This window comes from Sphingomonas segetis, assembly GCF_009720245.1.
In the GTDB taxonomy this organism is placed as follows: Bacteria; Pseudomonadota; Alphaproteobacteria; order Sphingomonadales; family Sphingomonadaceae; genus Sphingomicrobium; species Sphingomicrobium segetis.
The window spans coordinates 1-11493 of record NZ_WJSQ01000087.1 but is presented as its reverse complement, the minus strand read 5'-3'; the positions used below and the strand labels follow the sequence as shown (position 1 = coordinate 11493).

General features: G+C 67.1%; 10 protein-coding genes. 9 read left to right on the top strand and 1 reads right to left on the bottom strand.

The genetic code is table 11. The annotated features are described in order from the left end of the window. The 9 genes from GH737_RS09495 to hemB form a co-directional block, all read left to right on the top strand. On the top strand, positions 1 to 495 hold a 495-nt coding region (locus tag GH737_RS09495), incomplete at its 5' end, for a protein-L-isoaspartate O-methyltransferase family protein (RefSeq protein ID WP_155264593.1). Positions 496 to 508: 13 nt separating this feature from the next. Beyond that, positions 509 to 2056, top strand: coding sequence for a TolC family outer membrane protein (locus GH737_RS09490; protein ID WP_230558733.1), 1548 nt, complete (start codon positions 509 to 511; stop codon positions 2054 to 2056). A 66-nt stretch (positions 2057 to 2122) separates the two neighbouring features. Next, positions 2123 to 2419: a hypothetical protein gene (locus GH737_RS15295; protein WP_196233077.1), complete on the top strand. Its 297-nt coding sequence runs from the start codon at positions 2123 to 2125 to the stop codon at positions 2417 to 2419. Further along, positions 2416 to 2976, top strand: a complete 561-nt coding sequence (locus tag GH737_RS09480; RefSeq protein WP_155264591.1) for a peptidoglycan-binding domain-containing protein — start codon at positions 2416 to 2418, stop codon at positions 2974 to 2976. The genes GH737_RS15295 and GH737_RS09480 overlap by 4 nt, the downstream gene beginning before the upstream one ends. Before the next feature lie 101 nt (positions 2977 to 3077). Next, positions 3078 to 3473, top strand: coding sequence for a DUF2497 domain-containing protein (locus GH737_RS09475; protein ID WP_230558732.1), 396 nt, complete (start codon positions 3078 to 3080; stop codon positions 3471 to 3473). 59 nt (positions 3474 to 3532) lie between these two features. Continuing rightward, positions 3533 to 5632, top strand: a complete 2100-nt coding sequence (locus GH737_RS09470; RefSeq protein WP_155264589.1) for a S9 family peptidase — start codon at positions 3533 to 3535, stop codon at positions 5630 to 5632. Between the two features lie 127 nt (positions 5633 to 5759). Then, positions 5760 to 8588 carry a valine--tRNA ligase gene (locus tag GH737_RS09465; RefSeq protein ID WP_155264588.1) on the top strand — a complete coding sequence of 943 codons (2829 nt, stop codon included), beginning with the start codon at positions 5760 to 5762 and terminating at the stop codon, positions 8586 to 8588. Positions 8589 to 8685: 97 nt separating this feature from the next. Beyond that, the gene (locus GH737_RS09460) at positions 8686 to 10155 is read left to right on the top strand and encodes an MATE family efflux transporter (protein WP_155264587.1); all 1470 of its coding nucleotides are present in this window, start codon (positions 8686 to 8688) and stop codon (positions 10153 to 10155) included. Positions 10156 to 10278: 123 nt separating this feature from the next. Beyond that, complete coding sequence (gene hemB / locus GH737_RS09455) at positions 10279 to 11274, top strand: porphobilinogen synthase (protein ID WP_155264586.1); 996 nt, start codon at positions 10279 to 10281, stop codon at positions 11272 to 11274. Here the strand turns inward: hemB and GH737_RS15290 are convergent. Then, positions 11271 to 11493 (bottom strand): hypothetical protein (locus GH737_RS15290; RefSeq protein WP_196233076.1); only part of this gene is annotated, 223 nt, incomplete at its 5' end. The genes hemB and GH737_RS15290 overlap by 4 nt on opposite strands.

Genomic DNA, 11493 nt, shown 5'->3' with positions numbered 1-11493 from the left:
GCCTACGTCGACCGCGCGGTGCTGATGGGCGACGGCCGTTTCCTCCCGGCGCCCGCGGTCCTCGGGTCGCTGCTCACCCAGATGATGCCGCTACCGGGTCAGCGCGCGCTCGTGGTCGGTGCCGGCAGCGGCTATTCGGCCGCGGTGCTGCAGGCGATGGGCCTGTCCGTCACTGCGCTCGAAAGCTCGGCCGAGCTCGCGGCGGCGGCCCGTGAAAACGGCCTCGACGTGGCCGAAGGCCCGCTTGGTACGGGGTGGAAGAAGGGCGCGCCCTACGACCAGGTCCTGATCGACGGCGCCGTCGAATATATTCCCGACGCGATCACTGACCAGCTCGCCGACGGCGGCCGGCTAGGCACCGCGTTGATCGATCGCGGCATCACCCGCCTCGTCGTCGGCCGCAAGGCCGGAGACGCGTTCGGACATCTGTCTTTGAGCGATGCCGGCGTCCCCACGCTTCCCGGCTTCATGTGCCCCAGGGCTTTCACTTTCTAAGAGGTTTTCACGAGTGGTTCGCAAGCTTCTCACCGGATCGCTGATCGCTGCCCTGATGGCCGGCACAGCGAGCGCCGATTCGCTGCGCGAGGCGCTCGTTTCGGCCTATCAGACCAACCCCACATTAACGGCGCAGCGGCAGAGCCTTCAGGCGACCGATGCGACGGTGGCGATCGCCAAAGCGGCGGGGCGACCGCAGATCGCGGGATCGGTCGGCATCAACCGCAACCTCGCCCAGCGCGGCGTGCTCGACAGCGGCGGCAAGGGGCCGACGCTGTCGGCAGGAGCGGACCTCAGCGTCCCTTTGTTCAACGGCGGCAGCGTCAAAAATAACATCCGCGCTGCCCAGACCCGCGTCGAAGCCGGCCGCGCCACGCTACGCGCGGTCGAAGGCGACGTCTTCACCAATGCCGTCATCGCCTACATGGACGTGATCCGCGACCGCGCGATCGTCGAGCTCAACCAGAATAACGTGAAGGTGCTCGAGACCAATCTCGAGGCGACCCGCGACCGCTTCCAGATCGGCGACCTGACCCGCACCGACGTGGCGCAGTCGGAAGCGCGCCTCCAGCTCGGCCGCTCGCAACTCGCCGAAGCGCAGGGCCGGCTGACTGCCAGCGAGGCGACTTACCGGCAGGTGGTCGGGCATCCTCCCGATGGGCTCGCGCCGCCGCCGCCGCTCCCGCCCCTCCCCAAGACTCCCGAGGAGGCGGTGCAGATTGCGCTTGCCGACAACCCCGACCTGCTCGCGATCACGCGCTCGGCGATTGCCGCCGGCTATGACGTTCGCGTCGCGCGCGCCGGACGTTTGCCCACGCTCTCCGGCGTGCTCAGCAACACTTATGTGAACAACCTCGGCGGCAACAGCATTCCGGGCCAGCCGAACACCGGCAGTCAAAGCGCGATCGGGCTGAGTGCCAGCATTCCGATCTTCCAGGGCGGCCTTCCGGCCGCGCGCATCCGCCAGGCGCAGGCGGAGGAGGGGCAGGTGCTGGAGCAGGTCGTCGGCACCGAGCGCGCGGTGGTCCAGGCCGCCCGCGCCGCTTTCGCCACCTACGATGCCGCGCAGCGGGCGATCCAGGCCCAGACCGTCGCCGTCCAGGCCAACGAACTCGCGCTCGAAGGCAACCGCGCCGAGCAGAGCGTCGGCACCCGCACCATCATCGAAGTGCTGAACGCCGAGCAGGAGCTGCTGAACTCGCAGGTCTCCCTCGTCACCGCCAAGCGCGACGCCTACGTCGCCGGCTTCCAGTTGCTGAACGCGATGGGCCAGGCCGAGGCGCAGGACCTCGGGCTCGACGGCGGGCCGCTCTACGACCCGCTCGGCAATTACCGGCACGTCGCGAACAACTGGAACGACTGGGCGAGCGACCCGCGCCATCCGACGGTTTCCACGCGCACCATCAGTCCCGCGGAGCTGCCGGCGAACCCGATCGTCACGCCTGGGGTCAACTCCGCGCGGATCGAGACCGCGCCGCCCGCATCTGTCGATGTGACGACACAGCCGGTACCCGCCGGGACTGCCCCGCCGCCGCCCGAGACCTCGCCCGAACGCGGCTGATTGCGCCTTGGCTGCGAGCCGACCGCAGCAATAGGCGCACGTCCGCCGCCATGATATGAGAGCGGCATGAGCGGCCGCTCTGCTCTCGCTGTCGCAATTGCACTGGCTGGCTGCACCGCGCCGGCACAAGTCGGCGCGCGGGCGTTGCCGGCGGATGTCGCCGCGTTCGTCGAGCGCCGCGATGCGTGCGACCATTTCCGCGGCGAGGAGCCGTACGACGCGGCGCGAGCGGCAGAACTGAAGACGAAGCTGGCTGAAACCTGCACCGGCACCGATGCGGCGCTCGCCGCGCTCCGCCGCAAATATTCCGGCAACCGGCAGGTGATCGAGCGTCTTTCGGGCTACGACGGGCAAATCGAATGAGCGATCCGGCATTGAGCGGCGCCGACTGGTGGAACGCCAACCAGCAAAACTATCCCAACAGCGCCGAAATAGCGGACTTGGCGCCCGCGTTCGCAACGGCGGTCGGCGGGTTCATCCGGGCGCTCGAAACCGCCGGTGCCATCGTCAGGGTGTCGGCAACTCGGCGCAACCGCCAGCGCGTCTATCTGATGCACTACAGCTGGAAACTGGCGAAGGGCCAAATCCGCGCCAGGAAGGTGCCGGTGGATCGCACGGTCCCGATCATCTGGGATCATGGGGATGAGACGGCGTCGCGCAAAGCGGCGCAGGAAATGGTCGAACTGTTCGACATCGTCTACGAGCCTTCGCTCACCTCGAACCACATCTTCGGCAAGGCCGTCGACATGAGCATCGCCTGGTCCGAGCCGATGAACGTCAGGAACGCGCGCGGCCGCGAGGTGCTGATCGACCTGCCGCGAAGCGACGCCAGGAATCCGCGCTTGCATGCGGTCGGTGCGACCTACGGCGTCCGCAAGCTGCTGACCGACCCTCCGCACTGGTCCGTCAACGGCCACTAGCCGGCACATCGCGCACCCTCTCTAGGGCCGACAGGCGTGACACGGGCGCCGCAATCGGCTTATCGTCGGCGGCTATGCAGTCGTCCGGCCGTGAACCCTCGATGGAAGACATTCTCGCCTCGATCAAGAAAGTGATCGCCGAGGAGAAGGAGCTGCGCACGCCGCCGCCGCCGTTGGACGACGGCCCTGCCGAGGAGCAGGCCAGCGCCGCCGGTGAAGAGGACGTGCTCGAGCTCGACGAGCCGCTCGCGCCGGCGGTCGACCTCGGACCGCCGCTGGTCGACGAGGAAGTGGCCGGGCAGAGCCGCCAGGCACTCGAGCAGCTCCAGACCGTCGCGGCGACGATCCCCGCCGCGCCGCCGGTCAACCCGCTCGAGGAGATGGTACGCGAGATGATCCGCCCGCTGCTCAAGCAATGGCTCGACGACCATCTCCCGCAGATGGTGGAAGAGCATGTGAAGCGCGAGATCACGCGGATCACGGGACGGCCGCTGTAAACATCCTCCCGTTCCGGGGAGGAATTGCCGTTAGCGCCACTGCTCGCTACGCCTGCGTCATGACGAAATTCCCGCTCCTCCTCGCCGCCGCCACGGCCGCGCTCGCCGCTTCCCCGCTCACCGCCCGCCCGATGACCGCAGTCGACCTCCAGTCGATGCACCGTCTCGGCTCGCCCGACGTCTCGTCCGACGGCCGCTGGGCGGTGTTCACCGTCTCCACCACCGACTGGAGCCAGAACAAGCGCGTCAACACCCTCCACCTGCTCGACCTCACGAAGGCGGGTGCGCAGCCGCAGGCCGTGGCGGACGCGGAGAAGGGGCATGACGCGGTCTTCGCCGCGGACGGATCGCTATGGTTCCTGATGCCAGTCGGAGACCACGACCAGCTGTTCCGCATGACCATCGGCGGCGCGCCGGTTCAGGCCAGCAACTTCACCGGCGACGTCAGCGGGTTCAAGCTCGCGCCGTCCGGCGACCGCATAGCGGTCTGGGCGGACCGCGACCTGCGCTGCGCGGACCTCAACTGCGCGAGCCTGCCGGCCGACCCGAAGATCGGCAGCGGCCGCACCTACGACCAGATGTTCGTCCGCCACTGGGACAGCTGGGCGGAGCCGGGGGTCAAATCGCGGCTGTTCACCTTCCCTGTCGCGAACGGCAAGCTCGCCGGCGGCGGAGTCCCGGTCGAAGGCAGGCTCGCCGGCGACACGCCCTCGAAGCCATTCGGCGGCGGCGAGGAGATCGCCTTCTCCCGCGACGGCCGCACCATCTATTTCGCGCTTCGCGAGGCAGGGCGGATCGAGCCCTTGTCGACCAACCTCGACATTTTCGCCGCGCCCGCGGACGGCTCGGCGCCGCCGGTCAACCTCACTGACGCAAACGACGCGACCGACACGCTGCCGACCGTGTCGCCCGACGGACGCACGCTCGCTTATGTCGCCATGGCGCGGCCCGGCTACGAGTCCGACCGGCAGGTCGTGATGCTGCGCGACCTCGCGTCCGGGCAAGTGCGCCCGCTGACTCAGGCCTTCGACCGCTCCGTCGGCTCGATCGCCTGGGCAAAGGACGGCAGGAGCCTCCTCGTCACCGCCGAGGACACGCTCGAACAGCCGGTGTTCCGCGTCGACGTGGCAAGCGGCAAGGTGTCGCGCCTCACCGGCGACGGCAATTACGGAAACGTCCATGCGCTGCCGGGCGGCGGGGCGGTCGTTACGATGAACAGCATCATGGTGCCGGACGATCTCTACCGGCTCGACCCGCGCGGTCGGCCGGCGAAGCTGACCGATCTCAACCGCGCGCTTCTCGCGCAGCTCGATCCCGTTACCTTCCACAAGTTCAGCTTCGCCGGCGCGAACGGCGACACCGTCTGGGGCTGGACGCTCAAGCCGGTGATGAACAAGAGCCTGCCGATCGCCTTCCTCGTCCACGGCGGGCCGCAGGGCAGCTTCTCCAACAGCTGGTCGTTCCGCTGGAACCCGCGCCTTTTCTCCGCCCCGGGCTATGCCGCGGTCAGCGTCGATTTCCATGGGTCGACCGGCTACGGCCAAGCCTTCACCGACAGCATCAACCGGGACTGGGGCGGAAAGCCGCTCCAGGACCTGAAGCTCGGCCTCGCCTACGCGACCGCGCACGACCCGCAGCTTCAGGCGGATAACGCCTGCGCGCTCGGCGGCTCCTACGGCGGCTACATGATGAACTGGATCGAGGGGCAGTGGCCCGACCGGTTCAAATGCATCGTCCAGCACGACGGCGTGTTCGACGCGCGCGCCATGGCCTATGAGACCGAGGAGCTGTGGTTCGACGAATGGGAGCACGGCGGGCACCCGCATTACGAAGCGCCGGAAGAATATGAGAAGTGGAACCCGGTCAACTACGTCAGGAACTGGAAGACGCCGCAGCTCGTCATCACCAGCGAGAACGACTTCCGCATCCCCTACACACAGGGCCTCGCCGCCTTTACCGCGCTCCAGCGCCGCAACATCCCGTCGCGGCTGCTGATCTTCCCCGACGAGAACCATTGGGTGCTCAAGCCGAAAAACTCGGTCCAGTGGTACCATGAGGTGTTCGGCTGGATGGCTCGCTGGCTGGGCGAGGGCGGACCCGTGCCGGACTCGATCCCCGGCGGACAAGCGCAGCCGGAGCAGACGGAGCGGGGACAATAACGTCATCCCGGCCTTGAGCCGGGACCCGCCTGTTCTTCGCATTCGGAAGGAAGGCAGGCCGCGGATTAAGTCCGGGTGACGGAGTGGTGTTGATGCTCCACGGCCGCACCGCTAACCCGCGCCAGCCATGACCGATCTCCCCAAGACCTTCGACCCGGCTACCACCGAGCAGCGCTGGTACGCCCATTGGGAGCGCGAAGGCCTGTTCCGCCCCGAGCGCCCCGACGCGCAGCCGTGGACGATCGTCATGCCGCCGCCCAACGTCACCGGCTCGCTCCACATCGGCCACGCGCTCGACAACACGCTCCAGGACGTCCTCACCCGCCGCGAGCGGATGCTCGGCAAGGATGCTTTGTGGGTGGTCGGCACCGACCATGCCGGGATCGCCACGCAGATGGTGGTCGAGCGCAACCTCGACAGCCAGGGCATCAAGCGCGCCGAGATCGGGCGCGAGGCGTTCCTCGAGCACGTCTGGGAGTGGAAGGCGCAGTCGGGCGGCGCGATCACCCGCCAGCTCCGCCGCCTCGGCGCGAGCTGCGACTGGGCGCACGAGCGGTTCACCATGGACGAGCGCTACCAGCGCGCGGTCACCCACACCTTCGTCGAGATGCACAAGCGGGGCCTCATCTACCGCGACAAGCGGCTGGTGAACTGGGACCCCAAGTTCCAGACCGCGATCAGCGATTTGGAGGTCGAGACGAAGGACGTCCAAGGCAAGTTCTGGACGCTGAGCTATCCGCTCGCGGACGGCAGCCGCGCGATCCAGGTCGCGACCACGCGGCCCGAGACGATGCTCGCCGACATGGCGGTCGCGGTGCACCCGGAGGACGAGCGCTACCAGGCGCTGATCGGCAAGCAGATCAAGCACCCGATTACCGGCCGGCTGATTCCGATCGTCGCCGACGAGCATGCCGATCCCGAGCTCGGCAGCGGCGCGGTGAAGATCACGCCCGGCCACGACTTCAACGATTACGAGGTCGGCAAGCGCGCGGGAATCAAGCCCGCCGACATGCTCAACATGTTCGACGCGCAGGCGTTCGTGGTCCAGACACAGGACGGCCTGATTCCGCAGGACCTACTCGGCCTTTCGCGCGACGATGCGCGCAAGTCCGTCGTTGCCAAGCTCGAACACGAAGGCGCGCTCGTCCGCGTCGAGGAACGCGTCATCCCGACGCCGTTCGGCGACCGCTCCGGCGTCGTGATCGAGCCTTGGCTCACCGACCAATGGTACGTCGACGCCGCCAGGCTCGCGCTGCCGGCGCTCCAGGCGGTGAAGAAGGGCGACATCAGGATCGTTCCCGAGACCTGGGCCAAGACCTGGTTCAACTGGCTCGAGAACATCCAGCCGTGGTGCGTCTCGCGCCAGCTCTGGTGGGGCCACCGCATTCCGGCGTGGTATGGTCCGCTGAAGCTACCAGATGGCTCATTCATCGAAGGCAGAAACCAGCGTCAGGTCTTCGTTGGGAGCGAGAGTGAAATTCGGCCTCGGGCGCAGGCGTACTATGGCAATGACTGGCAGATAACCTTCTCAGAAGTTCCCGCATTTTCCTACGAGAGCGGCAACCTGACGATGGTGCATGAAGCTAGTAATCAAAAGATCGCATATCTCCAGCAAGACCCGGACGTCCTCGACACCTGGTTTTCGTCAGCGTTGTGGCCGTTCGCGACTCTCGGCTGGCCAGAGGAAACCGAGGACCTCCGCCGCCACTACCCCAACGACGTCCTCATCTCCGGCTTCGACATCCTGTTCTTCTGGGATGCGCGGATGGCGATGCAGGGGATCGAGCTGATGGGCGAGCCGCCGTGGAAGACGCTCTACCTCCACGGCCTCGTCCGCGACGCGCACGGTGCGAAAATGTCCAAGTCCAAGGGCAATACGGTCGACCCGCTCGGCCTGATCGACAAATATGGCGCGGACGCCTTGCGCTTCACGCTGGCGGCGATGGAAAGCCAGGGCCGGGACATCAAGCTCGATGAGAAGCGCGTCGAGGGCTACCGCAACTTCGCGACCAAGCTGTGGAACGCCGCGCGCTTCCTTCAGATGAACGGGGTAGGGGCGAGCGACAGCATCGCCGCGCCCGAGGCCGAGCTGCCCGTCAACCGCTGGATCATCGGCGAGGTGGTCGAGACCCTCGCCAAGCTCGACCGCGCCTTCGACGAGCTGCGCTTCGACGAGATGGCGGACGCCATCTACCATTTCGTCTGGGGCACCTTCTGCGACTGGTATGTCGAGCTGGTGAAAGGCGCGTTCGACGACGAGACCAAGCGCGTCGCCGCCTGGGCGTTCGACCAGATCCTGGTGATGCTCCACCCGCTGATGCCCTTCATCACCGAAGAATTGTGGCACGCGATGGGAGAGCGGCCGTACGATTTGATCGTCGCGAAATGGCCGGACCCCCAGGCGCAGGTCGACGTCGCGTCGAAACGGGAAATGAATTGGGTCATCCAGGTCATCAAAGAAATCAGATCGGGGCGAACCGACCTGAATATTCCCCCGGGTCATAAGCTTTCGCTGTCGGCAAGGCTGGCAGGTTGGACGATCAGATCGACAGGTTACTACGAAAGAAATCAAGCAGCGATCAATCGCCTGACAAGATCACAAATCACGTCTGTGGTTATCTTTCCCGATGACGCACCGGACGAAGGTCACCCTTGGGCGGAGACAGCTCAAAGAGTGAGCGCACAGATCAGGGAAGGTTCGATGCAGATCAGCCTGCCCGAATTTCAGGCGTTTGCGCCGCTCAAAGGTTTGGTGAATCTCGCAGATGAGATGGCTCGACTCTCGAAAGCTGCCGAAGCGGCCGAAAAGGAGCGCGACAGCCTCGCTCAGCGGCTCGCCAACCCGAACTTCACCGAGCGCGCGAAGCCCGAGGCGGTGGAGAAGGCGCGGTCGGACCATGAAGCGAAGGCCGCGGAAGCCGAACGGCTGCGCGCAGCGTTGGAGAGACTGGGCTGATCCGTTCCCCGGCGAAGGCCGGGGCCCAGGGCAGCGGGAACCGCTGCTGTGCAGCGGCCTGGGCCCCGGCCTTCGCCGGGGTACAGCAAGGAGGCGCATGGCAGACGCAGCAGCACAGCGGAAACCCGGACGCGGCGACCTGACGCGGGGACCGATCGGGAAGACTCTCCTCGCCTTCGCGCTGCCGACGCTCGCTTCCTCGATCCTCCAGTCTCTGAACGGCACCATCAACGCCATCTGGGTCGGACGCTTCCTCGGCGAGAGCGCGCTCGCGGCGACGTCGAACGCCAACATGGTGATGTTCCTGCTGACCGCTTTCGTGTTCGGCTTCGGCATGGCCGCGACGATCCTCGTCGGGCAGGCGTGGGGGCGCAAGGACATCGACCAGGCGCGGCGCGTGTTCGGAACCGCGGGCGGCTCGTTCCTGCTGGTGACGATCGCCATCGCCTTCGCCGGCTGGCACCTGTCGCCGGCGATCCTCGACCTGCTCGGCACGCCGGGCGACGCGGCGCCGCTCGCGCTCGCCTATCTGCGCGTGATCTTCCTCGCCATGCCGGCGCTGCTGCTGCTGACGCTGGCGATGATGGCGCTGCGCGGCGCCGGCGACAGCATGACGCCCTTGTGGTTCATGATCGTCGCGGTCCTGCTCGACAGCGCGCTCAACCCGATCCTGATCCGCGGCCTCGGCCCGGCTCCGGAAATGGGAATCGCCGGCTCGGCGACCGCTACCCTGATCGCCAATTACGCGGCGCTGCTGGGGCTCGTCGGCTACATCTATGTCAAGGATCTGCCGCTGCGGCTCCGCGGGCGGGAGCTGCGCTATTTGTGGTGCGACGTCGCGATCATGAAGACGATCGTCGTCAAGGGTTTCCCGATGGGCCTGCAGATGGTCATCATCTCGCTGTCGGCGCTGGCGCTCGTCGGCCTCGTCAACCGCGAGGGTGTTGCGACCACCGCCGCGTTCGGCGTCGCGATGCAGCTGTGGACCTATGTCCAGATGCCGGCGATGGCGCTCGGCGCGGCGGTCAGCGCGATGGCGGCGCAGAACATCGGCGCGGACCTGTGGGACCGCGTCGGCCGGATCACGCGCGTCGGCATCGTCCAGACGCTGGTGATCACCGCCGTGATGATCGTCGCACTGACGCTTTCCGACCGCGCGGTGCTTGCCCTGTTCATGGGAAGCGACAGTCCGGCGCTTCCGATCGCTCGCCACATCCACCTGGTTGCGACGTGGAACTTCCTGTTGTTCGGCGTGATGATGGTGCTGTTCGGGACGGTGCGCGCGAACGGCGCCGTATGGATTCCGCTGATCGTGCTCACGGTCGGGCTGGTGCCGGTGCGTTTCGGCTACATCTTCGCGACCTACGGCTGGCTCGGCGCAGACGCGATCTGGACCAGCTTCCCGGTCACGTCGGCCATCAACCTTGCGCTCGCCATCGGTTTCTACGTCCACGGCGGCTGGAAGAAGGCGCGCATGACCGTCGGGGACCGGCCCAGCGAGGACGAAACCCTTGAGGGAGCGCTCGCCACCCGCGAGCCGGGCGGCGCACTCAAGCCTGCGGGATGATCTGCACGCGAAGGCGCGAAGCCGCGAAGGAGAGGCAGAGAATTGCTTCGCGTTCTTCGCGTCTTCGCGTGAATCATGAAAGCAGCTTCGCTGCGGCAGCGGCGGCGCTATAGGCAGTTTCAAATGACCACCGCTTCCTTCCCTTCCCTCCGCATGCGCCGCGGGCGCTCAGCCAAGTGGATGCGCTCGATGCTGGCCGAGAACCGGCTTCACCCGAGCGATTTCATCTGGCCGCTGTTCGTGTGCGACGGACGCGACTGCGAGCAGCCGGTCGGCGCGCTTGCCGGCGTCAGCCGCTGGAGCATCGACCGCCTGGGCGGCAAGGCGCGCGAGGCCGCGGACCTCGGCATTCCTTGCATCGCGCTCTTTCCGAACACCCCCGAGCAATTGCGCACCGACGACGCGCGCGAGGCGCTCAACCGCGAAAATCTGATCTGCTCGGCGATCAAGGCGATCAAGGACGCCGTGCCCAGAATCGGCGTCCTGACCGACGTCGCGCTCGACCCCTATACCGCGCACGGCCACGACGGGCTGATCGACAGCCACGGCAATGTCATCAACGACGAGAGCGTCGAAATCCTCGTCCAGCAGGCGCTGGTCCAGGCGGAGGCGGGAGCCGACATCGTCGCGCCGTCGGACATGATGGACGGCCGCGTCGGCGCGATTCGCGCGGCGCTCGAGCGCGAGGGCCACCAGAATGTCGCGATCATGGCCTATGCCGCCAAATATGCGTCCGCCTTCTACGGCCCCTTCCGCGAGGCCGTCGGCTCGCTCGGACGGCTCAAGGGAGACAAGCGCAGCTATCAGATGGACCCGGCGAACGCCGAGGAAGCGCTGCGCGAGGTCGAGCTCGACCTTGCCGAAGGGGCCGACTTCGTGATGGTCAAGCCCGGGCTTCCGTACCTCGACGTCGTCGCGCGCGTCAGGCAGGCGTTCGGCGTCCCCACCTTCGTTTACCAGGTGAGCGGCGAGTATGCGATGATCGAGCATGCCGCCGCTGCCGGTGCCGGCGACCGCGACGCGCTGATCCTCGAGACCTTGCTCGCGTTCAAGCGCGCCGGCGCGACCGGCGTGCTGACCTATCACGCGCTGGACGCCGCGCGCCTGATCGGCGGCTAGCCTCCGATCCGGCGCTGGATCGCGTCGATCCGGCTGGTCTGCCCGCGAGCGATTGCCAACACCGCCGCCGCCGCGCTCTGGATCGCTTCGAGATCGTTGGGCGCGATCCCCCCCTGGTTCTGCAGCGCGTTCGCGCCGAGGGCATCGACGTCGGCGAGGGCGACTGCGGTCGCGCGGCGCGCCGCAATCGCCGCCGAAAGCGCCTGCTGGGCGGCGATC

Bases quoted from the DNA above. Each gene is read 5' to 3' on its own strand.
- GH737_RS09465 (WP_155264588.1), top strand. From the start codon at position 5,760: ATGACCGATCTCCCCAAGACCTTCGACCCGGCTACCACCGAGCAGCGC.
- GH737_RS09460 (WP_155264587.1), top strand. From the start codon at position 8,686: ATGGCAGACGCAGCAGCACAGCGGAAACCCGGACGCGGCGACCTGACG.
- GH737_RS09475 (WP_230558732.1), top strand. From the start codon at position 3,078: ATGGAAGACATTCTCGCCTCGATCAAGAAAGTGATCGCCGAGGAGAAG.
- hemB (WP_155264586.1), top strand. From the start codon at position 10,279: ATGACCACCGCTTCCTTCCCTTCCCTCCGCATGCGCCGCGGGCGCTCA.
- GH737_RS15295 (WP_196233077.1), top strand. From the start codon at position 2,123: ATGAGCGGCCGCTCTGCTCTCGCTGTCGCAATTGCACTGGCTGGCTGC.
- GH737_RS09470 (WP_155264589.1), top strand. From the start codon at position 3,533: ATGACGAAATTCCCGCTCCTCCTCGCCGCCGCCACGGCCGCGCTCGCC.
- GH737_RS09480 (WP_155264591.1), top strand. From the start codon at position 2,416: ATGAGCGATCCGGCATTGAGCGGCGCCGACTGGTGGAACGCCAACCAG.